A 24,635-nucleotide genomic window follows, 5' to 3' on the forward strand; every position below is an offset into this window, starting at 1 on the left:
CGCGGCGCTGGGCTTTCGGTGGCTTTCCCTTCATCATCGCGCGGCGATCATGCCCGATCCGCGCCGTATGCCAGACCATGACCGAACCCCACCTCAGCCGCCCCACCTCCGAGATCGAGGCGCAGCACAGCCTGGGCCTGCGCGTCATCGCCATCTACAAGGCGGTGAAGACCGTCTGCCTGATCCTGGTGGCCGCCTTCGCCTTCCATCTCGACCGCGAGCAGAACTTCGAGAAACTGGTGCACTGGCTGGAGCATCTGTCGCTGACCGACAGCAACGGCCTGCGCTGGCGCCTGGTGGAATTGCTGCAGCAGATGGGCCCGAGCAAGTTCGTGGCGATCGGCCTGGTGGCGCTGGCCTACGCGGCGATCTTCGCCACCGAGGGCACCGGCCTGTGGCTGCGCAAGCACTGGGCCGAATGGTTCACCGTGATCGCCACCGGCTCGCTGGTCCCGCTGGAGTTCTACGAGACGATCCACCGCTTCGGCTGGCTGAAGCTGGGCGCCCTGCTGGCCAATATCGCGATCGTGCTCTACCTGGTGCGGATCGCCATGCAGCCGCGGCCCGGAAGGCCCGCCTGACCGCGGGGAAACGGGCATCCCGGCCCCGAGGGCTACCATCCCGCGCCCCCTTGGGTGTAGAAACGGCAGACCCCTCTCGCAAGTCCGGTTTTCCCGCATGAGCGACGCCACGTACCTGATCCGCCTCGCCGAAGACGACGACGACTTCATCCTGGGGCTGGTGCCCCGCTTCGTGGATTTCACCCTGCCCCCCTGGCGGCGGCGGCACGAATGCATCGAGGGCATCCGCAACGACCTCATGCGCCATCTCGACGAGCAGCCGGCCAACAGCTACCTGTTCGTGGCCGAGGACGACGGCGAAGCGGTGGGCTTCATTCACCTGCAGAAAACCCAGGACTACTTCACCGGGCGCAACAACTGCCATATCTCCGACCTGGCCGTGGCCGAGTCGTACGAGGGGCGCGGCGTGGGGCGAGCACTGCTGGAGCACGCCGAGGCCTGGGCCCGCGAGCATCGCTGCCAACTGGTGACGCTGGCGGTGTTCCCCGGCAACGAACGCGCCCGGGCGATCTACGAGAACGCGGGCTACGCCGCCGACCTGCTACGGCTGGCCAAGCCGGTGCGCTGAAGCGCGCCAAGGCAAGGAGAGCACGCGCGCCCATGAGAGGCATCGCGGCGCACGACGGCGCCGCGATGCCGGCGGGCGTCAGTTCTTCAACGCCGCGGCCGCTTCCTCGGCCTGCTCGCGCTGGCTCAGGCGCTGCGACACGCGGTCGATGTTGCTGAGCGAGAGCAGGTGCGCATAGATCCAGCCGAGCACGCCTTCGCGCAGGAACTCGTGCGTGGTCTTCTCATCCAGCTGGCGCAGCTTTTCCTCGCTGACCACGAACAGGCCGTTGAGGTTGATGGACTTGCCGTCCTTCTCCAGGCGGATGTTGCGCGGCTCGAGCAGGTCGTGCTTGCGCAGCTGCTCCATGAACCACTGCGTGCGCGCCACGTGCTGCTGGAACTCGCCGAGGAACTTCACCGCGTTGGTGAGCAGTTCGGTGTCGCTGCCGTCCTCCTTGAACAGGCGATCGCCCTCGCTGGTGCCGAAGCCTTCGTAGGCCTCGTCCAGGAACACGGTGAAGTCGTCGCCTTCCGTGCCGGCCGGCTTCTCGGCCAGCACGAACGGATAGCGGCGCACGAAGGCCGGGATGTAGGCGTTCGCCTCCCAGCGGCCATCGGCGTCGATGAACAGGTTCTCGTTCTGGCGCAGGCCCAGCAGCGCCATCGGGCCGGCGTCCTCGGGCGTCACACCGCCGAACAGGATCGGCAGGTCGCGCGCCGCGGCGGGAAATTCCACGCCGGTCAGCGGCACCGAATGCACCGTGCCGGCGAACTTCAGGTTCGGGATCGGCTTGATGCGCAGGTCTTTGTGTTGCGTGCGGTTGAGCGGCACAGGGCGCTCGTAGAAAAGAACTTCAGCCACGTTTACTACCTCTCCCTTGCCGTGCCGGGGTCGCCACCCAAGCTCCCCCTCCCAAACCCGGCCTTGGGTCAACAGATGAACGGACACTATATCAGCGCAATATGTCAGGCGAACACCCTCGCTCAGGCCAGGTTCTTCCTGACGCGACAACCATTTGCGTGTGTTCTGTCATCGAATTGGTCTATGCTGGACCGGTTACGAGCATCGTTGCAGCGCCCGAACGTTCATTCCCCTGGGTTGAAGGACGGTTTTGCATGCTGATGGAAGTACCTGGCCGCGTCGTCGACCTGCACTCGACCCGCGTGCTTTCGCTGGACGCCGCCGGCCGCATTCTGGACTGGATCAGCTGGCAGGAGGCGGTTTGCCTCTACGTACGCGACGCGGTGGCGTGGACCCTGGGCGATCCCTGCCTCACCGTACACGGCGGCCATAACCGCGCCAGCGGCCGGCAGAGCCGGCTGTCGCTGCATCCGATCATCGCCAGCACCGGGCACTGCCGCGACCACGCCATCGACCCGGCCCCCGCCCTCACCAATACCGCCCTGTTCGCCCGCGACCGCTACCTGTGCCTGTACTGCGGCGAGCGCTTCAGCCGCGGCGAACTGACCCGCGACCACGTGCTGCCCATCTCCAAGCACGGCAAGGACACCTGGGAGAACGTGGTCAGCGCCTGCCTGGCCTGCAACCTGAGGAAGGCCAACCGCACCCCGCAGCAGGCCAACATGCCGCTGCTGGCGGTGCCCTACCGCCCGAGCTGGGTGGAACACCTGATCCTGTCCAACCGCAATATCCTGGCCGACCAGATGGAGTTCCTGGTCAGCCACCTGCCGCGGGACCGGCGGGCCCAGATGGCCTGAGGGCCTGTTTGCGCCCGGCGTCCGCAGGATGCCACGACGAGGCCCTTGCCCCGCCCTCCCGCTGGGCCAACAATAGGCCGATGAGCGACCTGTCCCGATTCCCCCACCTGGCAAACATCGAGTCACCGGCCGACCTGCGCCGGATCCCTGACGAGGAACTGCCCGCCGTCGCCGACGAGCTGCGCCAGTACCTGATCGAAGCCGTGGCCAGTTCCGGCGGCCATTTCGGCGCGGGCCTGGGCGTGGTGGAACTGACCGTGGCCCTGCATCACGTGTTCGACACGCCCAACGACCGCCTGGTATGGGACGTGGGCCACCAGTGCTACCCGCACAAGATCCTCACCGGCCGCCGCGACCGCATCACCACGATCAAGAAGAAGGACGGCCTGGCGCCCTTCCCGCGCCGCGAGGAAAGCGAGTACGACACCTTCGGCGTCGGCCACTCCTCCACCTCGATCTCGGCCGCGCTGGGCATGGCCATCGCGGCCCAGCGCCGGGGCGACACGCGCAAGTTCGTGGCCATCATCGGCGACGGCGCGATGACCGCCGGCATGGCGTTCGAGGCGCTCAACCACGGCGGCGACGTGGAGCCTAACCTGCTGGTGGTGTTCAACGACAACGGCATGTCGATCAGCGAGAACGTCGGTGCGCTGACCAAGATGGCCGGCCGCGCCATGTCCAGCCGCACGCTCAACCAGTGGCGCGAACGCGCCAAGCGCGCGATCCCCAGGCAGTCCTACTTCGGCCGCTTCTTCAAGCGCTGGGAGGAGCACGCCAAGGGCATGTTCGTGCCGCCGAGCACGCTGTTCGAGGAGCTGGGCTTCCACTACACCGGCCCGATCGACGGCCACAACGTGCCCCAATTGCTGGCCGCGCTGCGCACGGTGAAGGGCCTGCCCGGCCCGCAACTCCTGCACGTCATCACCACCAAGGGCAAGGGCTACGCGCCCGCCGAGCAGGCGCAGATCGACTACCACGCGGTGGGCCCGTTCGACCCGCAAGCCGGCCTGGTGAAGAAGGCCGGCCCGTCCAAGCCCACCTATACCGACATCTTCAGCGACTGGCTGTGCGACATGGCCGCCGCCGACGAGCGCCTGCTGGGCATCACCCCGGCGATGCGCGAGGGTTCCGGCCTGGTGCGCTTCTCCAAGGAATACCCGCAGCGCTACTTCGACGTCGCCATCGCCGAGCAGCACGCGGTGACCCTGGCCGCCGGCATGGCCTGCGAGGGCGCCAAGCCGGTGGTGGCGATCTACTCCACCTTCCTGCAGCGCGCCTACGACCAGGCCATCCACGACGTCTCGCTGCAGAACCTGGACGTCACCTTCGCCATCGACCGCGCCGGCGTGGTCGGCCCGGACGGCGCCACCCACTCGGGCAGCTTCGACCTGACCTACCTGCGCTGCCTGCCTAACATGGTGATCATGGCGCCGGCGGACGAGAACGAGTGCCGCCAGATGCTCACCACCGGCTTCCAGCATCCGGGACCGGCGGCCATCCGCTACCCGCGCGGCAACGGCCCGGGCGTGCCACTGCAGCAGGAGCTGGAAACCCTGCCGATCGGCAAGGCCGAGCTGCGCCGCCGCGGGCATGGCCTGGCCCTGCTCAGCTTCGGCGCCATGCTGGCCCCGGCCGCCGAGATCGCCGCCGAACTGGACGCCACCCTGGTCAACATGCGCTTCGTCAAGCCGCTGGACGAGGCGATGATCCTGGAACTGGCCCGCACCCACGACGCCTTCGTCACGCTGGAGGACAACGCCGTCGCCGGCGGCGCCGGCAGCGGCGTGGCCGAGTGCCTGGCCGCGCATGGCGTCACCAAGCCGATCCTGCATTTGGGCCTGCCCGATGCCTACCTGGAGCACGGCAGCCGCGAGGAAGTGCTGACCATGGCCGGCCTCGACCTGCCCAGCATCCGCCGAGCCATCCGCACGCGCTTCCCGCAGGTCACCGCCGTGGTGGCCGCCATCACCGGCTGAGCGACACGCGGCGCTGCGCGCCGCTTCCATCCCAAAACCCGCCACCGCGCGCCGTTCCATGAACGGACGCGCGGGCATGCCGCGCGCCTCTCGCGGCCGTCCCGACTCCAGAACCCGCATCCAGGCGGCCTGGCGGGGTCTTGAGAATTTCTTTAGCTCTCCATCAGGACGCCCGGTCCACGGTCGTCCCAGGATGCGCCAGCCCGGGGCGGCGCCGGCATCGTGAGGTACGCGCGCCCCGGGTGGACGCGACGAAACCGCCCGGCGGCATCCCCCTGGATGCACCGGCGGTTCGCCATCACCACAGGGGAAAACCATCATGACGAACCGCATCCATCACCAGGCGGCCGCGCACCTGCCGCTGCCTCCACGCCGCCGGCCTGCCATGCGCCGCACCCAGCTCGCGGCCGCCTTGCTGGCGACGCTGGCATGGGGCGGCAGCGCGGCCGCACAGGACATCATCGACAACGACCAGACCGTGACCGTCGACGGCAAGGGCGGCGGCAGCCAGGCCTCGCCATGGAACGTGTCCGGTACCGGCGGGCTGTGGGTCGGCGTGGATGGACGCGGCGAACTCCGCGTGCAGAACGGCGGGCAGGTCAACGTCACCGGCAAAAGCGGCCTCCTGCTCGGCGTGGACGGTAGCGGCGCGGGCTATGTCTACGTGGACGGTGCCGGCTCCACGCTGACCACGACGAGTACCCAGATCGGCGGCATCTCCGCTGGCGCCACGGGCTACCTCAGCGTCACCAACGGCGGCGCCCTCATCGCGCAGAACCGCCTGACACTCGGTGCCGATCTCAACGGTCCGGGCACGCTGGACGTCTCCGGCACCGGCGCCAGCGTGACCACGAAGACGCTATCGGTCGGCTGGCTGCTCGGCCCGGGCACGCTCAACGTCAAGGACGGCGCCTCGCTCGCCAGCCAGGACAGCTACATCGGCGGCTCGCCCGACAACGCCCAAACCGGCCCAGGCACCGGCAGCGTGACCATCTCCGGCATGGGCGCGACGTGGAGGAACGCCGGCAACCTGACGCTGGGCTATGCGTCATTCAGTCCCACCTATGCGGCGGCGCTCGGCGTGCGCAACCTCAGCCAGGGCACGCTGACCGTCGCGGACGGCGGCACGGTGTCCGTCGGCGGCGTGCTGTCGCTGGGCGGCGGCATCGGTTTCACCGCGGCCGGGGTGCCGACCGCCCAGTCGACCGTGAACCTGGACAGCGGCGGCACGCTGGAAGTGGGCGGCGCCCAGGGCATCAAGTACGTCGGCGGCAGCTATGCCTTCAACATCGACGGCGGCACGCTGCGCGTGGTCGGCACCGACCTTACGACGGGCATCGACGCCACGCTCTCCCACGACGCCACGCTGGATACCAACGGCCTGAACGCCGCGTGGAACGGCACGCTGGGCGGCACCGGCGCGCTCGTCAAGACCGGCACGGGCTCGCTGATCCTGTCCGGCAGCAACACCTACACCGGCGGCACCCGCGTGCAGGGCGGTACGCTGGTCGCCGGCACCGCCACGGCATTCGTGCAGCATGCCGTCTACGCCACCGGCGGCAGCGGCACGCTGGACCTGGGCGGCTACGACCTCGCCGTCTCCTCGCTCTCGGGCGATGGCGGCGGCATCGCCCTGGGCGGCGCCACGCTGACGGTCGACCAGGCGGCCACGACGACGTATGCCGGCACGCTGACCGGCAGCGGCCGCCTGGTCAAGACCGGCGCCGGCACACTCGTGCTGAATGGCGCCAACACCTATGCCGGCGGCACCGACATCGAGGCGGGCACGCTGCAAGGCACCGCCGCCGGCCTGCAAGGCAACATCGTCGACAAGGCCGACCTGGTTTTCGACCAGCCGGACGAAGGCGTGTTCGCCGGCACGCTGTCCGGCAACGGCACCATGGAAAAGACCGGCCAGGGCAAGCTCGTCTTTAATGGCGACGGCAACGGCTTCACCGGCGTCACGGCGATCCACCAGGGCACCCTGGTGGTGGGCGATGCCGACCATGCCAACGTGGTGCTCAACGGCAACTACATCGTCGATGCCAGCGCCACCCTCGGCGGCTACGGCACCATCGGCAACCTGGACCTGAGTGGCACGCTGTCACCGGGCAACTCGATCGGCACGCTGAAGGTGGCCGGCAACGCCATCCTGCGCCCCGGCTCGGTCTACCTGGCGCAGACCGACGCCGCCGGCAACACCGACTCGCTCATCGTCGGCGGCAAGCTGACCATCGAGGCCGGCAGCAGCCTGAAGATCCAGACCGAGAACGGCCATTGGAACCCCAACGCCGACTACCAGCTGCTGCAGGCCAGCGGCGGCGTGGAGGGCCAGTTCGGCCATGTCTCCGTGGATTCCGCCTTCCTCAACGCGCAGGTGACCTACACCGGCGACGGCTTCGCCGTATCGCTGCAACGCAACGCCCTGGACTTCGCCAGCGTCGCGCTGACGCCGAACCAGCGCGCCATCGCCGGTGCCCTGCAACCGCAGGATGCGGACAATCCGCTGTACAAGGCCGTGGTGATGCTCGACGCGCACACCGCCGCGAATGCGCTCGACCAGCTGTCCGGCGAGATCCATGCCGACGCGCGCGGCGAACTGCTGCTGCAATCGGGCGACCTGCGCGACGCCATCTGGATGCGCACGCCGGCTCAAGCCGGCGGCTTCTGGGTACAGGGCATCGGCGTGAAGGACCATTTCGTGCAGGAGGCCAACGCAGACCGCCTGCAAGGCCACCGCGAAGGCATGCTGATCGGCGCCGATGCCCGGCTCGGCGACGACGGCTACCTCGGCGCGGCCGGCGGCTATACCGACAGCACGCAGACGATCGCGGCGAGCCGCTCGTCCACGGACGGCAAGACCGCCAGCCTCGGCATCTACGGCGGCGTCCAGCTCGGCCGCTTCGCCCTCGACGCGGGCGCCGGCTATGCCAACCACCGCCTCGACAGCCATCGCTTCGTCAACTTCGCCGACATCGCGGAGCAGTTGGGCGGCGACTACCGCGCTCACACCATGCAGTTCTTCGCGCGCGGCAGCGTCGCGCTGACCGGCATCCTCAGCGGCTTCCTCGAAGCCGCGCATGTGCAGGTCAAGGCCAATGGCTTCCACGAACAGGGCGGCGACGCGGCGCTGGCCGTGGCCGGCGGCACCGAGCGGGCCACCTATGCCACGCCCGGCCTGCGGCTGGACCTGCCGGCCGGTGATGGCGTGCGCGTCTTTGGCAGCCTTGGCCTGCGCCACCGCTTCGGCGGCGGCGCAAGAACGGAGGCCACTGCCACGCTGGACGGCAGCGACGCCTTTGTCGTGCAAGGCCCGCAGATCGGCCGCAACACCGTGCTGACCCACCTGGGCGTGGACTGGCGGCTGGGACGCATCGGCGCCTTGTCGCTGGCCTACACCGGCCTCAATGGCGGTGGTGAAGGGAACAACGGCCTGAACCTTACCTATTCGGCGAAATTCTGAATATCGCCGCCCGCGACGCGCCCCACCCCGCGACCGCAGGGGTGGGGCAAGACCAGGCATGCGGCTGGCTCCGCTGCCCGCAACCGGACCTATCCTTTCAGTTCCTCCGCGCAAGGGGGGCTGTGGAGAGTTGCCGTGGTGAGCAGGCGCTCAGGATGCCCGCCACGCGCCGCCGCTGATCCGGTCGCGCCCTTCCAGGTCCTGCGCGGTGAAGACTTCGCCGTAGCCGGCCGCCTCCAGCAGGGCGCGCACGGCGGCCCCCTGGTTCCAGCCATGCTCCATCATCAGCCATCCGCCCGGATGCAGGTGGGCGCGCGCATCGGCCACGATGCGGCGGATGTCGTCCAGGCCGTCGGCGCCCGAGGCCAGCGCGCTGGTCGGCTCGAAGCGCAAGTCGCCCTGGCCCAGGTGCGGATCGCCGGCCTCGATATAAGGCGGGTTGGACACGATCGCATCGAAGCGCTCGCCTGGCAGCGGGGCCAGCCAGTCGCCCGGGACGAAGCGGACATTGCCGATGCCCAGCCGCGCCGCGTTGCGCCGCGCCACCGCCAAGGCCGCCTCGCTCGCGTCCGTGGCCACCACCTGGGCTTGCGGGCGCTCATGCGCGATGGAAAGCGCGATGGCGCCGCTGCCGGTGCCCAGGTCCGCCACCCGGGCCTGGGCCGGCAGGCGCGCCAGGGCCAGCTCGACCAGCAGTTCGGTTTCCGGGCGCGGGATCAGCGTGGCGGGCGTCACTTCCAGTTCCAGCGACCAGAAACCGCGATGGCCGACGAGATAGGCCACCGGCTCGCCATCGCGCCGCCGCCGCACCAGCGCATCGAACGCGGCGGCCTGGGCATCGTCCAGCGCATCGTCGGCATGGGCGATCAGCCAGCTGCGCGGCTTGCCCAGCACGTGCACCAGCAGCAGTTCCGCCTCCAGGCGGTCGCCCAGCGCATGGGCGGCGCCGGCAAGCGCCTGGCGGACGTCGGTCACTTGCCGGCCTGCACGGGCGGAACGATGCGAAACGGAGGCATGTGCAAATCCGGAAGAAAGATGCCGATAGTGTAGGCAAGCCCAGCGCCTTGCGCTCCCGCTCGTCATTCCGGTGCAGGCCGGAATGACGAGCAGGCTTCTCAGCCCGCCTCCGGATGCAGGTAGCGATGCACCGCCTGGATCACCACCGAGCCCTCGCCCACGCCCGAGGCCACGCGCTTGACCGAGCCCGCGCGCACGTCGCCCACGGCGAAGATGCCCGGCCGCGTGGTCGCATACGGCGATTCCAGCAGGCGGCCCTCGGCGCAGCGGCCGGTCAGCACGAAGCCGTTAGGGTCCAGCGACAGGCAGTCCTTCAGCCAGTCGGTATTGGGTTCCGCGCCGATCATCACGAACATGTTGCCGACGGGGCGGGTGGCCAGTTCGCCGGTGTCCCGGTGGCGCCAGCTCACCTGGCGCAACCGTTCGTCGCCGTCCAGGCCGGCGACCTCGCAGCGCGTGTGCAGGGTGATCGCGGATGACTGGGCGATGCGCTGCACCAGGTAGTCGGACATGGTGGCCGCCAATCCATCCGAGCGCACCAGCACGTGCACATGGGCGGCGATGCGCGACAGGAACACCGCCGCCTGCCCGGCGGAATTGCCGCCGCCCACCACTACGACCTCCTCGTTGGCACACAGTTGGCCTTCCATGGCGGTGGCGGCGTAGTGGATGCCCTCGCCCTCGTAGCGGGCATAGCCGGGCACGTCGAGCTTGCGGTAGCGCGCGCCGCTGGCCACGATCACCACGCGGGTGGTGACCACCTGGCCGTCGTCGAGCCGCAGGCGGTACGGCAACCCGGAGCAGTCGATGCCGGCGGCATGCCGCGACACCGCCAGCCGCGCGCCGAACTTCTGCGCCTGCGCCTGCGCACGCCCGGCCAGCGCCTGCCCCGAGATGCCGGTGGGAAAGCCCAGGTAATTCTCGATCTTCGACGACGTGCCCGCCTGCCCGCCGGGCGCCAGGCCTTCCACCACGATGGTGGACAGGCCCTCGGAGGCCGCGTAGACGGCGGCGGCCAGTCCGGCCGGTCCCGCGCCGACCACCGCCACGTCGTACACGTGCGCGGGATCGATCACCTCGGTAAGCCCCAGCTCGTCGGCCAGCTCGGCGGTGCTCGGGTTCTGCAGGAAGCAGCGCTCCGGACAGATCACCACCGGCAGTTGCTCGCGGCGCAGCTGGAAACCCTCGATGAAGCCGCCCGCCTCGGGATCGACCTCGGTGTCGATCAGCCGATGCGGATAGGCATTGCGCACCAGGAAGCGCTCGATGCGCAGGGTATCGGCGCTGTGCCCCGGTCCCACCAGCACCACCCCGCCATAGCCCATGCGGATCAGCCCCACCCGGCGCAGGATGAAGGCACGCATGACGGTCTCGCTGATGTCCGCCTCGGCCGCCACCATGCGACGGAACGCCGGCTGCGCGATGCGCACCACGCGGCTGTCGATCGCCGTGCGCCCGGAGGCCAGCACGCCGCGCTGGTTGAACAGGTTCATCTCGCCGCTGAACTGGCGGGGACCATGCATGGTGAACACGGTCGCCTGGCCGTGCGCATCAAGGTCGAACACCTCGACCAGCCCTTCCAGCACCAGGAAGAAATCCACGCCGCGCTGGCCTCGCTGGAACAGCACGGTGCCGGCGGGCACGGCCTCCTCGTGGCCGTAGGCGGCCATGCGCTGCATCATCGCGGGGCTGAGCCGCGGGAACATCTGCTCCTTGCGGTTCATCGGATCGGTGGGGTCGTAGACCACTTCGGGCGATGGCGACTGGTCCGACATGCGAGGCACCTCGTCAGGTATGGCGCGTCCGCCGCTTTGCGGCAGCTTTCCCCGTTGCCCGCGATGCTGCCACCGCGAGCATCCGTCGCACCATCCTGCGCCGGCGCCGGGCCGGCGGCAAGCCGGCGGCCCATTGACCTCGGCAAATTACCTATCCTAGGATAGTTAATCATGATCGATGCCCTAAAGCGGGTTCGCCGCTTCAACCGTGCCGTGACATCGGCGGTCGGCGCCCTGGATGCCTCCTTTCTCGGACGCGGACGCCCGTTGGGCTCGGCTCGCGTCATCAACGCGATCGGACAGGGGCGGTCCGACGTGGCGGCATTGCGCGAATACCTGGGACTGGAAACCAGCCTGATGAGCCGCCTGCTGCGCACCCTGGAAGACGAGGGCCTGGTGGAAACCGCGGTCCATCCACAGGATGCGCGCCGCCGCGTGGCGCGATTGACGAAGGCAGGCAAGGCGGAATTCCGCGCCTACGAAACGCTTTCCAACGCCCAGGCCAAGGCCATCCTCGCCGCGCATCCGCGGCCGGACGAGCTGCTGGCGGCCATGGATCTCATCGCCTCCACGCTGGGACGCGACCGCGTGGAGATCCAGGAGGCCGACCCGCGCGGCGAGGCCGCCCGCTATTGTCTGGACGCGTACTATGCGGAGCTGTCGCGCCGCTTCGAACAGGGGTTCGAGGTCTCGCGTTCGCGCAACCCGGCCGCTGGGCAGATGGTTCGCCCGCACGGCGCCTTCCTGGTCGCCCTGTCCGATGGGCTGCCCGTCGGCTGCGTGGGGATGAAGGGCGTTGGCGATGGCGTCGCCGAGATCAAGCGGCTGTGGGTAGCGCCTTCCGCGCGCGGCCTGGGACTGTCCCGGCGTCTCATGCAGCGCGCCGAGGACGTGGCGCGAGAATTGTCGATCGCCACGCTGCGCCTGGATACCAATCGCGCCCTGCCCGAGGCCAAGCAGCTCTATCTCAAGACCGGCTGGCAGGAGATCGAGCGCTTCAACGACGATCCCTATGCGGACAGCTTCTTCGAAAAGCAGCTTTAGACGCAGCCATCTACCATGCCATCACCGGGAGTCGCCTCCATGACCGTACCTGCCGCCTTCGACCTCACCGGCAAGATCGCCCTCGTCACCGGCGCCAGCCGCGGCATCGGCGCGGAGATCACCAAGCTGCTGGCCGCCCAGGGCGCGCACGTGATCGTGTCCAGCCGCAAGCAGGCCGACTGCCAGGCCGTGGTCGACGCGATCGCGGCGGAAGGCGGTTCAGCCGAGGCCCTCGCCTGCCATATCGGCGAAATGGAACAGATCACCGCGCTGTACGCCACACTGGAAGAGACGCATGGACGGCTGGACATCCTGGTCAACAACGCGGCCACCAATCCCTACTTCGGCCCCATCCTCGACACCGACCTACCGGTGTTCCAGAAGATCGTGGACGTGAACATCCGCGGCTATTTCTACATGTCCACGCATGGCGCGCGGCTGATGGCCAGGAACGGCGGCGGCTCGATCGTCAACGTGGCCTCGGTGAACGGCGTGGTGCCCGGCCCACAGCAGGGCATCTACTCGATCACCAAGGCGGCGGTGATCTCCATGACCAAGGCCTTCGCGGTGGAATGTGCCGGACAGGGCGTGCGCTGCAACGCGCTGCTGCCCGGCCTGACCGACACCAAGTTCGCCTCGGTGCTGGTGAACACGCCGGCGATCCTCAAGCAGGCGCTGGCCCACGTGCCGCTGCGCCGCGTGGCGCGGCCCTCGGAAATGGCCGGCGCCGTGCTCTACCTCGCCTCCGACGCCGCCTCGTACACCACCGGCGCGGTGCTGAACGTCGATGGCGGCTATCTGAGCGTCTGACCGGGGAAGCTACGCATAAGCTTCACTCCCCCGGCCGGGATGGCCTATTCCTCCGCGGACAGCGGCGGCTAGTGATGTGCGCCATGCTCGTCGTCCAGCATCGCATGGCCGCCCAGGCCGCCGCCCAGGCCGCCCAAGCCGCCGCCCGCGCCCTTGGCGCCGCCGCCTTTCTTGCCTTCGTCGCCCTTGCCGCGCGATGCCGGCATGCGGGTGGGGCCCTGCCGTGGAATGGCGAGCTGCGCGGGCACGGGTTCGAGGTCCAGTACCTGGCGGATGAAGTCGCGCAGGGAGACGACCAGTTCGGCGGTGTGCACGGCGCGGCCCTCCGCCAGCTCGGTCGCCGCCTTCGTCGCCAACCGCACCTGTTCCTCGGTGCCCAGCAGGATGACGTCCGACAGCGCCGCCTCCACCGCGTCGCGGATGCGCCGCGCCCGGTCGGAGCGCGCATGCTCGCCGGCCGCGCCTTCCGCCGACGATGCCTCGCCCGCGCGCAGCAGGTCTCGCAGGTGCGTGGGGTCGACCTTCAGGTCGCCGGTGAATGAACCGCCCAGCGTCTTGTAGGCCGCGATCAGCGTGCGCAGGCGTTCGTTGATCTGGCGGTTCTCGCGCTCGCGCCGCTGTTGCACGGTATGCATGGCCAGTAGCCGCACGCCCACCATCACCAGCGTAATCAGCGCCAGGCCGAGCACGGTCGACAGCAAGGCATGCCACGAACTGAAATCCAGGTTGCGCATGGTTCCGCTCCGAAAGTCCGCTTTCCCCTCGTCCTGTCCGCGTTCGTATAGGCGGGCCACGGTCGCCGCGGCGTGAGCGCCGGGCGAAGGCGACCTCGCCCCGCATCTTGCGGCAGGCATGCCGGGGACGCAAAAACGCCAGGCGACTCGCATCGCCTGGCGTTGCGTGACGACAGCAGGATCAGCGCAGGATCGCGGCAGCATCCTGCTGCTGGGCCAGCGCCGCGCATAGCACCGTCGTTTCGCTGGCCTGCGCCAGGCCGCGCTCGGCGCCGCTGACCTGCTTGGCGCGGTCCTTGAAGAACGCCTGCAGGCGGTCGGCCTCTTCCTGCGAGCAGCCACCGCCGCCGACCAGGTCGGGCAGCTTGCCGCCGGAGAAGCTGCCGGTGCGGTCGAGCAACTGGTCGTAATGGCTGGTGGCCCACTGCCAGGCGGCGTCGCGTTCGGCGCGGGTGTTGCGGCCCCCGCGCAGCAGCATGGACATCTCGCCCACTTTCACCTTGCGGTCGAGGGCGAAGTCGCGCATCCGAAGGGCCAGGGCCGGATCATTCACCTCGCTCAAGCCTTCCAGGATGCCATTGCGCAGAGCCGGGTCGCTGGTCTGCGGCAGCTCGGCGATCAGCGCATCGACCGCATCCTTGCCGCGCTCCTGCACGGCCACGCCCAGCGCGGAGCCCAGCAGGTCCGGATTGGCGGCGGCCAGGTCGAGGCGGCCATCGGGCCTGCGCTTGAGCGCGGCGTCACCCTGCTTGAGCAGCTCGGCGCGCACCTCGGGCAACTTCACGGTCAGGCCCAACTCCTCGGCCAGTACGCTGCGCAGCAGCGAATCGCTGTCGGTCTCGCCGGGCTTGCGCTGGTAGCCAAGCTGGGTCAGGCGCGGCAAATAGGCATCCTTGGCCCAAGCGGCAAGCCTGGCACGCTGCGCGTCGGTCTGCGCCAGATAGCGGTGGATCCAGTCGAAGCTGGTCAACGGTGCGGTGGCGACCTCGCGCGTCCTGGATGCGGCCAGCGGCTTGAGCGCGGCGAGCACGTCGCCGGCGTCGAGGTCGCCGTGCTTGAAGCTGGCGTAGACCGCATCGGCATAGGCGAGCTGCTCGGCGTCGTCGAGCTTGCCGACCTGCTTGCCCAGGCTGGCCAGGTCGCTCTTGGCCATGGCGAAGCGATAGTAGCCGGTGCCATTGGCGTTGGGCAGCACCCAGGTGCCCTTGCCAGCGCCTTCGAGCACCATGCTGCCCTCGGCCTTGTCGAACAGCTCGCAGTTCACCTTGCTGCCGCCGGCGGTGCCGTAGCGCACGCACACCGGCACGCCCCACACCTGGTTCGCGTCGCCCTTGCTGCCCACCGGCAGGTAGCGGTTCTGGCTGAGCTTGAGCACGGTCTTGCCGTCCTGCTGCACCAGCTTCGTCCGCACGTAGGGCACGCCGGGCTGGTTGAGGAAGCTCTTGAAGGCCTGCTTGAAGTCGTCGCTCTTGCCGGCGGCCGTGGCGATGGCGTCGATCAGGTCGTCGGCGGTGGCGTTGCCGAACTTGTGCTGCTGGATGTAGGCGCGCATGCCCTTCTGGAAGGTGGCCTCGCCCACGTAGCCCTCGAACATGCCCAGCACCGCGGCACCCTTCTGGTAGGTGATGCCGTCGAAAGCGGTCTCGATGTCGCCGTTGCCGGTGATCGGCTGGCGGATCTTGCGCGTGGTGACCAGGCTGTCGCCGTTCATCGCGCCCTGCGCGCCGTGCACGCGGTCAAGGTCGGCGCGGTATTCCGGATGCACCTTCTGCGTCACCTTCTGCTGCATCCAGGTGGCGAAGGCCTCGTTGAGCCACAGGTCGTCCCACCAGGCCAGCGTCACGGTGTCGCCGGTCCACTGGTGCGCGAGTTCGTGCGCGGTGACGTTGAACGAGCCGCGCACGTAATTGGCCGGGGAATCGGGATCGAGCAGCAGCAGCCAGTCGCGGAAGGTGACCAGGCCCGGGTTCTCCATCGCGCCGGCGGAGAAGTCCGGCGCGGCGAGCAGGTCGAGCTTGTCCCACGGATAGCCGAAGCCGTAGTAGTTCTCCAGCGTATGGATGATGCTCGGCGTTTCGCCCAGCACATGCTGCATGCGGTGGCCCTCGCCCCTGGCGGCCACGCCGCGCAGTTCCAGCGGCTGCGCGCGGTAGTCGGTGGGCGAGATGTCCGGGCCCTTCACCACGTCCCACGGGCCGACACCGAAGGCCACCAGGTAGGTCGGCAGCGGCCTGGTGGTGGAGAAGGTCAGCGTCTTCCAGCCGTCGCCGGCCTTCTCCTCCTTCACCTGTCGGGTATTGGCCACGCCCACTTCATCGTTGGGGATGGTCAGGCGGATGTCGAACGGCGTCTTGAAGTCCGGCTCGTCGAAGCCGGGGAAGGCGTAGCGCGCGCTGATCGGCTCCATCTGCGTCATCGCATACGGCTGGCCCTCATGGCTCACCTTGTACAGGCCCTGCAGCTGCTGGTTGAGCGGCGCGGTATAGGCGATGGCGAGGGTCAGTTCCTGCGGCTGCAGCGTGCCGCCGAAGTCGATGCGCACCACGCCCTCCTGCGGCGCCGCCTCCACGTACTTGCCCGCGTGTGCCTTGCCGGCGGCATCGGTCACGACGACCTTGTCCACCTTCAGCTCGCGGCCGTGCAGCCACAGGTGGTCGGATGCCTGCGCCAGCTTCACCTTGATGGTGGTGGTGCCCGAAAAGCCGGGCTGGCGCGGATCGACCTTGAAGTCGAGCTGGTACGACTCGGGCACCGCCCAACGCGGCAGCTTGCCATGCGGCTGGTCGTCGGTGGCCGGCACGGCCAGGGCCAGGGCGCAGCAGGCGGCCAGGGCGGTGAAAACGAGAGGACGAACGAAACGGCGCATGCGTGGAGGCTTCCCTTCAGGAGACAGGCAAACCCCCACGCTAGGCCCCGCCATGACCAATGACACAGTGCCAGAAGGCATGGCACGCCGTGACACGCCACCCCGTGTTTCGTACCAGGCGCTTGATGCCACAGTGGATTTGCGCCGATGCAGCGATCCGCAAGACATTGCCAAGATCGATCGATGTCCCCATGATGATCGATATCGACTATCGAACCGGCAGGACGGCCCACCCATGAACCTGCGTGACCTGCACTACCTCGTGGCCCTGGCGGAACACCGCCACTTCGGCCGCGCCGCCGAGGCCAGCTTCGTCAGCCAGCCCACGCTGTCCACCCAGATCAAGAAGCTGGAGGACGAGCTGGGCGTGGCGCTGGTGGAGCGCACGCCGCGCAAGGTGCTGCTCACCGAGACCGGCCGCGAGATCGCACGACGCGCGCGCGGCGTGCTGTCGGAGATCGACGAGATCAAGGCGATCGCGCAGCGCACGCGCGACCCGGAATCGGGCACGCTGCGGCTGGGCATCTTTCCCACCCTCGGGCCCTACCTGCTGCCGCACCTGGTGCCGCTGGTGCGCCAGCATTTCCCGCGGCTGGAACTGCTGCTGGTGGAGGAAAAGACCGAGCAAGTCATCAAGATGCTGCGCGAGGGTTCGCTGGACGTGGGCATCCTCGCCCTGCCCCTGCACGAGGACAGCCTGCACGCGGAATTCCTGTTCGAGGAACCCTTCGTGCTGGCGGTGCCGGAGGACCATCCGCTGGCGCACAAGCACAAGCGCCTGAAGCTGGACGACCTGGAGGACGAAAGCCTGCTGCTGCTGGAGGACGGCCACTGCATGCGCGACCAGGCGCTGGAGGTCTGCCAGCTCGCCGGCGCGGGCGAGCGCTCGGGCTTCCGCGCCACCAGCCTGGAGACGCTGCGCCAGATGGTGGCCGCGAACGTCGGCATCACCCTGCTGCCCACGCTCGCCATCAAGCCGCCGGTGGCCCGCACCGATAACGTGCACCTGCTGGAATTCGCCGGGCATCCGCCCAGCCGGCGCATCGCGCTGGTATGGCGCAAGAGTTCCTCGCTGGGGCCGTTCCTCACGCGTTTCGCGGAAGTGATCGGCAGCCTGCCGCCGGCATTGCTGCGTCCGGACGTGGCCGAGCCGCCCGCCCCCGCCAAGCCGGCGCCCGCCGGAGCCCCGCGGGAAAGGGCCGCCCGGCGCTAGCCTGCCCGGGCCAGGCCAATCGGGCAGCTCACGCCGGTGCCGCCCAGCCCGCAATAGCCGTCGGGATGCTTGGACAGGTACTGCTGGTGCTCGTCCTCGGCGAAGTAGAACGGACCGGCCAGCGCGATCTCGGTGGTGACCGGGCCGTAGCCGGCCTTGCCCAGTTCCTGCTGGAAGCGCTCGGCGGAAGCTTCGGCTGCGGCCAACTGCTGCACGTCGCTGGCATAGATGGCCGAGCGGTACTGCGTGCCCGTGTCGTTGCCCTGGCGCATGCCCTGGGTGGGATCGTGGTTCTCCCAGAACACGCGCAGCAAGGTGTCCAGGTCCACCTTGGCCGGGTCGTACACCACGCGCACCACTTCCGCATGGCCGGTCTGGCCGCTGCACACCTCGCGGTAGGTCGGGTTCGGCGTATAGCCGCCCGCATAGCCCACCGCGGTGGTCAGCACGCCGGGCACGCTCCAGAACTTGCGCTCGGCGCCCCAGAAGCAGCCCATGCCCACGATGAGCACGGCCGCGCCGGGAAAGGCCTCGGCCTGCAGCGGCGTGCCCAGCACATGGTGCGGGGCGGTGGGCACGAGCGGCCGGTCGCGACCCGGCAAGGCATCCTCGCGATGTGGCATCCGCTGTTTGAAGGCACCGATACCCAGCATGGAAGACCTCCGACGTGGTGGGGTATGCCCGATATGGCGCTCCGCCAGAGGCAAATCAACGCACCGGCATCCCCCTGGCCTCAGTAACGCAGCAGCGCATGCAGCGGCGTACCTTCGCGCCAGCGGGCCCGTCCCTGCAGCGCGGCCAGTTCGATCACCACGCTGGCGCCCACCAGCTCGGCGCCGAGCTTCTCCACCAGAGCGCGCGCCGCCGCCACGGTGCCGCCGGTGGCCAGCACGTCGTCGACGATCAAGGCCCGCTCGCCCGGGCGCAGCGCGTCGTTGCGGGCTTCCAGGCGGTCCACGCCGTATTCCAGTTCGTAGTCGACCGCCACCACCGGCGGCGGCAGCTTGTTGGGCTTGCGCAGCGGCACGAAGCCGGCGTGCAGCTTCTGCGCCAGCGCCGCGCCGAAGATGAAGCCGCGCGACTCGATCCCGCACACGGCCTGCACGCCACTGCCCTGCCAGGGCTCGGCCAGCGCATCCACGCAGCGGGCGAAGCCGCCGGCGTCGGCCAGCAACGGCGTGATATCGCGGAACAGCACGCCGGGCTTGGGAAAGTCCGGCACGGCGCGGATCAGGGAATGGATCGGTTGCAGCGAGGTTTCCAAGGGCCTTGGCTCCATTTGTGGCGCGCACGGCAGGACAACGCCCGGCGGAATCGGCCGTGCCCCGATAATAAAAGCGGAATCTCAACAGAAAGCGGGATACGCGGCATCCGGGTCCTCGTCCGGATCGCCCAAGGCCAGGCGCGCCTCCCTGAGGTCGCGCTCGACCTCGCGGACCACCTGCTGGGCCGCCGCGAGGCTGGCCTCGGGGACCAGCACCGCCACGTAGTCCAGGGCGGGCAGCTGGCCCACTGCCCCGGTGAGGTATTCGCCGGACACGAAGGAGGGGATCTCGGCACGCTCCAGGGCGTCCTTGACCAGGTGGGCGTCGATCAGGCTCTCGGCACGGTAGGCGATGCGCATGGGGCCACGCTAGCGCTGCGAAGGGGCCCGGGCAAGCTCCTGCCTGCCCCGTGTTCGCCGGGTGAAGGCGCCGCATGGGCTGGAAACGCCATGGAACACCCCCACCCCGGACAAGGTAAACTCGCCCGTTTCCGTCACCGTGCGCGAGCTTCGAGTTCCGATGTCCACCGAAAAAGCCACCGTTGCCACCATCGACCCACCCGCGGCGAGCGCTGCCGCGGCACCGCAGGCGGAGGGCCAACGTGACTTCATTCGCCAGATCATTCGCGAGGACCTGGCCTCGGGCAAGCACCACGACATCCGCACCCGCTTCCCGCCCGAGCCCAACGGCTACCTGCACATCGGCCACGCCAAGGCGATCTGCCTGAACTTCGGCATCGCCCGGGAATTCAGCGGCTGGTGCAACCTGCGACTGGACGACACCAACCCGGGCAAGGAAGACCCGGAGTTCGTCGAGGGCATCAAGGAGGACGTGCGCTGGCTGGGCTACGAGTGGCACGACCTGCGCCACGCCTCGGACTACTTCGAGGTGTTCCACGACGCCGCCGTCAAGCTGATCCGCGACGGCCTGGCCTACGTGGACGATCTGAGCCCGGAGGAGATGCGCGCCTACCGCGGCACGCTCACCGAGCCCGGCCGCAACTCGCCCTATCGCGAACGCAGCGTGGAGGAGAACCTGGAGCTGTTCCGCCGCATGCGCGCGGGCGAGTTCGCGGACGGCTCCAAAACGCTGCGCGCGAAGATCGACATGGCCTCGGGCAACATGAACATGCGCGACCCGGCGATCTACCGCATCCGCAAGATCTCCCACCAGAACACCGGCGACGCGTGGCCGATCTATCCGATGTACGACTACGCGCACTGCCTATCCGACGCGCTGGAGGGCATCACGCACTCGCTGTGCACGCTGGAGTTCGAGGACCACCGCCCGCTGTACGACTGGTTCGTGGACAAGGTGGACCTGGTCAACCATCCGGAACTGTGGCAACACCTGCGCGAGGGCGGCTTCCGCACCGAGCCGGCCAAGCCGCGCCAGATCGAGTTCTCGCGCCTGAACCTATCCTATGCCATCACCAGCAAGCGCAAGCTCGCGCAACTGGTGAACGAGGGCCTGGTGGACGGCTGGGACGACCCGCGCATGAACACCCTGCGCGGCCTGCGCCGCCGCGGCTTCACCCCGGCCGGCCTGCGCCTGCTGATCGAGCGCCTGGGCGTGAGCAAGCAGAACAGCGTGATCGACTATTCGATCCTGGAGAACTGCATCCGCGAGGACCTGGACGCCACCGCGCCGCGCCGCCTGGCCGTGCTCGATCCGCTCCGGCTGGTCATCACCAACCTGCCGGAAGGCCACGAGGAACGGCTCGCCTTCCCGAACCATCCCAAGGACGAGAGCTTCGGCATGCGCGACGTGCCGTTCTCGCGCGAGCTGTGGATCGAGCGCGAGGACTTCGCCGAGGTGCCGCCGAAGGGCTTCCACCGCCTCAAGCCCGAGGGCGAGGTGCGCCTGCGCGGCGTGGGCATCGTCAAGTGCGAGGAGGTGGTGAAGGACGCCGAGGGCCACTTGGTCGAGCTGCGCTGCACGCTGGATCTCGCGTCGCGCCAGGGCATGCCCGGCGCGGACCGCAAGGTGAAGGGCACCATCCATTGGGTCAGCGCCAGGCACGGCGTGGCGGCGGAAGTGCGCGTGTACGACCGCCTGTTCAACGTGCCCGCGCCGGACGACGAAAGCGACGGCAAGAGCTGGGTCGAGCACATCAACCCCGACGCCAAGCGGGTGGTGCGCGCGTGGCTGGAACCGGCCGCCGCGTCGGCGGAGCCGGAGCAGCGCTTCCAGTTCGAGCGGCTGGGCTACTTCGTGGCCGACCGCCTCGACCACAAGCCGGAAGCGCCGGTGTTCAACCGCACCGTCACGCTGCGCGACACCTGGGCCAAGCAGGCCGGCTGACGCCGGCATCACAGGGAACGCCGCATGCTACGAATGCAGATTCACCTGACCCTGCCGCCGTGGATCGGCGACGTGGTCGACGAACAGCAGCGCTACGTCACCGACGAGGAGCGCGTGGGTTTGGCGATCGAGCTTTCACGCCGCAACATCGAGCATGCGCACGGCGGCCCGTTCGGCGCCGCCGTGTTCAACGCCGAAGGACGCGTGGTGTCGGTGGGCGTGAACCGCGTGGTGCCACAGACCTGCTCCGTCGCGCATGCCGAAATGATGGCCTACATGACCGCGCAGCAGCGCCTTGCCGCATTCCGTCTCAACCAGGATGGCGGCCGCTACACGCTCGCCACCAGCGCGCAACCGTGCTGCCAGTGCTACGGCGCCACCGTGTGGGCCGGCGTGGACGAGCTGCTGATCGGCGCGCGTGCCGGGGACGTGGAAGCGCTCACCGAATTCGACGAAGGCCCGCTGCCGACCGACTGGGTGGGCGAGCTGGAGCGCCGCGGCATCGCCGTGCGGCGCGACATCCTGCGCGAGCAGGCGCGCGGCGTGCTCGCGGCCTACGGCCAGAGCGGACAGCACTATTGAGCCGCCTGCGCTCCGCGCTGCCACTGGTCCTGCTGGTGCTGGCCGGCATCGCGCTGTTCAGCTCGGGCGTGCTCGACCGCCTGCATCCCGAGCAACTGGTGCGGCACCAGGCGCAGTTGCACGCCGACATCGAGGCCGCGCCCTGGCTGAGCCGCATTGCCTATATCGGCCTGCTGACCCTGGGCATGTCCACCGGCATCCCCGGCACGGTCATCATCATCATGGCCGGCGGCTTCGCCTTCGGCGTGCTGGAAGGCAGCATCTACGCCTCGATCGGCCTCACCCTGGGCACGCTGATCCTGTTTCTGGCCAGCCGCTACGCCTTCGGCGCCGGCAGCAGGCATCCGCCGGCGATCGTGGACAAGCTGCACCATGGCTTCGAACGCCATCCGGTAGCCTATACCCTGTTCCTGCGCTTCGTGCCGGTGGCGCCGTTCGGCCTGGTCACCGTGGCGCTGGCCTGGCTGCGCTGCCCGCTGTGGTTGTTCCTGGGCGCCAGCTGGCTGGGCGGCACGGTCTCCCTGGTCTTCGAGACGTCCATCGGCGCCGGCCTGGGCGAGGCCCTGGCGCATAGCCACGGCCATTTCGGCCTCGCCATGGTGCTGCAGCCGGCGGTGTACCTGCCGCTCGGCGCGATTGCCGGGCTGGCCGCGCTGGCGCTGCTGGTCGAGCGCCTGCTGCATCGCCGTCACTCATCCCACGCCGGCACCGATGTGCATCGCACCCCATAGCCTCCCGCATCGGCCAATGGGCTAGCTGTCGCGGTGAGCGATTCGCGCTAGGCTGGCTTCGAGCTGGGCGCGCGAAGCGCCGCAAGGGTGGGGGCCAATGGGCGCAGGGGCGAACTCCCGGGCGAGACAGTGGTGGCGGCGCACGTCGCTGATGCAGCGGCTCGCGCTGGTCGCGATCGTGCCCACGCTGGTGACCGCCACCCTGCTGGTCGTGCTGCTCACCCAGCATCAGCTGGGTACGTTGCGCGGCATGGCGCAGAACACTGCCGACGCCATCGCCACCCAGGCCGCCTCGGTCTCCACCGCGCCGCTGCGCGACATGCAGCGGCGCGAGCTGGTGCGCATCGCCGAATCGATCAGCGACCTGCCCCACGTGGCGCGCGTGCAGATCCGCGCGGGCGACGGCGAGATCCTGGCTGACAACCTGGGCCGCAGCGGCGGCGGTAACGGCGATACGCTCACCGTGGTGCGCAACGTGACCGATCCGGACCAGCCCGGCCATCCCTCGCTGGGCTCGGTGGTGGTGGATGTCAGCCTCAGCGATGCCGTCACGGCCCAGCACGCCAGCCTGCGCAACGCGCTGCTGGCGCTGGTGCTGAGCCTGCTGGTCGCCGCGGTGATCGGCTGGCAGGCCGCGCGCTGGATCAGCGCCCCGCTGCGACGCCTGGTGGCCGCCGTGCACCAGCTCGGGCGCGGCGACCGCCATGTCGAGGTCGAGGTCACCGACCAGACCGAGATCGGCGAGCTGCAGCGCGGCTTCAACGCCGCCGCGCTGGCGCTGTTCGACGTGCAGCGCAGCATGGAGAAGGAGATCGAGCATGCCACCGTGGAGCTGGCGCGCAAGAATGCCGCGCTGGAGGCGGCCAGCGTCGCCAAGGCGCGCTTCCTCGCCGCCGCCTCGCACGACCTGCGCCAGCCGCTGTACGCGCTGACCCTGTTCTCCTCCTCGCTGGCCGAGGACGAGCGCGATCCCGTGCGGCTGGACCGCATCGCGCACATCCAGGAATGCGTGGAGGCGCTGGACCACCTGTTCAGCGAACTGCTGGACCTGTCGCGGTTGGAAACCGGCGCGATGCAGATCGAGATCAACGAATTCCCGCTCGACCAGGTCTTCCAGGAAGTGAGCCGCAACTTCCGCATGATCGCCGAGCAGCACGGCCTGCGCCTCATCATGCGCGCCACCGGCCTGTGGGTGCGCAGCGACCGCACCATGCTGGCGCGCATCCTCAACAACCTGGTCAGCAACGCGCTGCGCTACACCCAGCGGGGCGGCGTGCTGGTGGTCGCGCGCCGCCGGCAGGATGGCACGGTGCGCGTGGACGTATGGGATACCGGCAGCGGCATCGCCCCGGAACACCAGTCGCGCGTGTTCGACGAGTTCTACCGGGTGGAATGCCATGGCGGCAGCGAGCGCGACACCGGTCCCCGGCGTGGCCTGGGCCTGGGCCTGGCCACCGTGCAGCGCCTGGCCGAACTGCTGGACACCCAGGTGCAGCTCAGGTCCACCCTCGGGCGTGGCAGCGTGTTCAGCTTCCACCTGCCGGAAGTGCCGGCGCGCCCAGTGTTCCAGCCCGCCAGCGACGAGACCCCGCTGGATGTCTCGGGCATGCGCGTGCTGGTGATCGACGACGAACCGGCAATCCTCTCCGGCATCCGCTACCTGCTGCGCAGTTGGGGCTGCGAGGTGGCGGTCGCCGAGGACCGCATCCAGGCCCTGCAGGCCACCGAGGAATGGCCGCTGCCGCCCGACATCGTGATTTCCGACCTGCGGCTGCGCGACGGCGAGAGCGGGCTGGACGTGCTGGCCGCGGTGGAACAGCGCTACCTGCAGGATGGTCATCCGCCGTTCCCGCGCCTGCTGATCACCGGCGAGACGCGCAGCGACCGCCTCCGCGAAATCATGGCCGCGCGCATCCCGGTGCTCTACAAGCCGGTGTCGCCCGAGCAACTGCGCGAGGCCATGATGACGGCCTGGAGCACCGCCCGCGCCACGGTGGCCTGAGAGA

The 24,635-nt window shown here is 69.2% G+C and carries 20 protein-coding genes; 12 read left to right on the forward strand and 8 right to left on the reverse strand.

The annotated features are described in order from the left end of the window. Positions 1-77 precede the first annotated feature (77 nt). A complete protein-coding gene (locus MJ605_RS12645) occupies positions 78-581 on the forward strand; it encodes a DUF2127 domain-containing protein (RefSeq protein WP_243041882.1) in 504 nt (167 codons plus the stop codon). A gap of 97 nt (positions 582-678) precedes the next feature. After that, positions 679-1,149 (forward strand): GNAT family N-acetyltransferase, encoded by a 471-nt coding sequence (locus MJ605_RS12650; protein WP_243041883.1) that lies wholly within the window; start codon positions 679-681, stop codon positions 1,147-1,149. 78 nt (positions 1,150-1,227) lie between these two features. Here the strand turns inward: MJ605_RS12650 and MJ605_RS12655 are convergent, their stop codons facing one another. Next, on the reverse strand, positions 1,228-1,992 hold the full coding sequence (locus tag MJ605_RS12655; RefSeq protein WP_243041884.1) for a SapC family protein: 765 nt from the start codon (positions 1,990-1,992) through the stop codon (positions 1,228-1,230). A 254-nt stretch (positions 1,993-2,246) separates the two neighbouring features. On the opposite strand from MJ605_RS12655, the gene MJ605_RS12660 reads away from it, so the two are divergent. From MJ605_RS12660 to MJ605_RS12670, 3 genes are all read left to right on the forward strand, one after another. Continuing rightward, positions 2,247-2,849 carry an HNH endonuclease gene (locus tag MJ605_RS12660; RefSeq protein ID WP_243041885.1) on the forward strand — a complete coding sequence of 201 codons (603 nt, stop codon included), beginning with the start codon at positions 2,247-2,249 and terminating at the stop codon, positions 2,847-2,849. 80 nt (positions 2,850-2,929) lie between these two features. Next, entirely contained in the window at positions 2,930-4,825 is a 1,896-nt protein-coding gene (gene dxs / locus MJ605_RS12665; protein WP_243041886.1) for a 1-deoxy-D-xylulose-5-phosphate synthase, read from the forward strand. 319 nt (positions 4,826-5,144) lie between these two features. Beyond that, complete coding sequence (locus tag MJ605_RS12670) at positions 5,145-8,288, forward strand: autotransporter outer membrane beta-barrel domain-containing protein (RefSeq protein ID WP_243041887.1); 3,144 nt, start codon at positions 5,145-5,147, stop codon at positions 8,286-8,288. 150 nt (positions 8,289-8,438) lie between these two features. Here MJ605_RS12670 and prmC read toward each other — a convergent pair whose 3' ends face one another. Beyond that, on the reverse strand, positions 8,439-9,263 hold the full coding sequence (gene prmC, locus MJ605_RS12675) for a peptide chain release factor N(5)-glutamine methyltransferase (RefSeq protein ID WP_243041888.1): 825 nt from the start codon (positions 9,261-9,263) through the stop codon (positions 8,439-8,441). Positions 9,264-9,403: 140 nt separating this feature from the next. Continuing rightward, complete coding sequence (locus tag MJ605_RS12680; protein ID WP_243041889.1) at positions 9,404-11,080, reverse strand: FAD-dependent oxidoreductase; 1,677 nt, start codon at positions 11,078-11,080, stop codon at positions 9,404-9,406. A gap of 171 nt (positions 11,081-11,251) precedes the next feature. Here MJ605_RS12680 and MJ605_RS12685 point away from each other — a divergent pair, with 171 nt between their 5' ends. Further along, positions 11,252-12,124 (forward strand): helix-turn-helix domain-containing GNAT family N-acetyltransferase, encoded by an 873-nt coding sequence (locus MJ605_RS12685; RefSeq protein ID WP_243041890.1) that lies wholly within the window; start codon positions 11,252-11,254, stop codon positions 12,122-12,124. A 39-nt stretch (positions 12,125-12,163) separates the two neighbouring features. Continuing rightward, positions 12,164-12,934: an SDR family oxidoreductase gene (locus MJ605_RS12690; RefSeq protein ID WP_243041891.1), complete on the forward strand. Its 771-nt coding sequence runs from the start codon at positions 12,164-12,166 to the stop codon at positions 12,932-12,934. Positions 12,935-13,002: 68 nt separating this feature from the next. On the opposite strand, the gene MJ605_RS12695 is transcribed toward MJ605_RS12690, so the two are convergent. Together MJ605_RS12695 and MJ605_RS12700 are read right to left on the reverse strand one after the other, a co-directional pair. Next, positions 13,003-13,668, reverse strand: coding sequence for a hypothetical protein (locus MJ605_RS12695; RefSeq protein WP_243041892.1), 666 nt, complete (start codon positions 13,666-13,668; stop codon positions 13,003-13,005). 181 nt (positions 13,669-13,849) lie between these two features. Beyond that, positions 13,850-16,534 carry a M1 family metallopeptidase gene (locus MJ605_RS12700; RefSeq protein WP_243041893.1) on the reverse strand — a complete coding sequence of 895 codons (2,685 nt, stop codon included), beginning with the start codon at positions 16,532-16,534 and terminating at the stop codon, positions 13,850-13,852. Positions 16,535-16,769: 235 nt separating this feature from the next. Here MJ605_RS12700 and oxyR point away from each other — a divergent pair, with 235 nt between their 5' ends. After that, a complete protein-coding gene (gene oxyR / locus MJ605_RS12705; RefSeq protein ID WP_243041894.1) occupies positions 16,770-17,747 on the forward strand; it encodes a DNA-binding transcriptional regulator OxyR in 978 nt (325 codons plus the stop codon). Here oxyR and msrA read toward each other — a convergent pair. From msrA to MJ605_RS12720, 3 genes are all read right to left on the reverse strand, one after another. Continuing rightward, complete coding sequence (gene msrA / locus MJ605_RS12710; protein WP_243041895.1) at positions 17,744-18,400, reverse strand: peptide-methionine (S)-S-oxide reductase MsrA; 657 nt, start codon at positions 18,398-18,400, stop codon at positions 17,744-17,746. The genes oxyR and msrA overlap by 4 nt on opposite strands. An 80-nt stretch (positions 18,401-18,480) precedes the next feature. Continuing rightward, the gene (locus tag MJ605_RS12715) at positions 18,481-19,026 is read right to left on the reverse strand and encodes an adenine phosphoribosyltransferase (protein ID WP_425601008.1); all 546 of its coding nucleotides are present in this window, start codon (positions 19,024-19,026) and stop codon (positions 18,481-18,483) included. A gap of 66 nt (positions 19,027-19,092) precedes the next feature. After that, entirely contained in the window at positions 19,093-19,371 is a 279-nt protein-coding gene (locus tag MJ605_RS12720; RefSeq protein ID WP_243041896.1) for a putative signal transducing protein, read from the reverse strand. A 160-nt stretch (positions 19,372-19,531) separates the two neighbouring features. On the opposite strand from MJ605_RS12720, the gene MJ605_RS12725 reads away from it, so the two are divergent. From MJ605_RS12725 to MJ605_RS12740, 4 genes are all read left to right on the forward strand, one after another. Further along, positions 19,532-21,316, forward strand: a complete 1,785-nt coding sequence (locus MJ605_RS12725) for a glutamine--tRNA ligase/YqeY domain fusion protein (RefSeq protein ID WP_243041897.1) — start codon at positions 19,532-19,534, stop codon at positions 21,314-21,316. Between the two features lie 24 nt (positions 21,317-21,340). After that, positions 21,341-21,898, forward strand: coding sequence for a nucleoside deaminase (locus MJ605_RS12730; protein WP_243041898.1), 558 nt, complete (start codon positions 21,341-21,343; stop codon positions 21,896-21,898). Further along, a complete protein-coding gene (locus tag MJ605_RS12735; RefSeq protein WP_243041899.1) occupies positions 21,895-22,629 on the forward strand; it encodes a TVP38/TMEM64 family protein in 735 nt (244 codons plus the stop codon). The genes MJ605_RS12730 and MJ605_RS12735 overlap by 4 nt, the downstream gene beginning before the upstream one ends. A 151-nt stretch (positions 22,630-22,780) precedes the next feature. Further along, on the forward strand, positions 22,781-24,631 hold the full coding sequence (locus tag MJ605_RS12740) for an ATP-binding response regulator (protein WP_243041900.1): 1,851 nt from the start codon (positions 22,781-22,783) through the stop codon (positions 24,629-24,631). Positions 24,632-24,635: the final 4 nt, after the last annotated feature.

This window comes from Dyella sedimenti (assembly GCF_022760995.1).
Classification (GTDB): Bacteria; Pseudomonadota; Gammaproteobacteria; order Xanthomonadales; family Rhodanobacteraceae; genus Dyella; species Dyella sedimenti.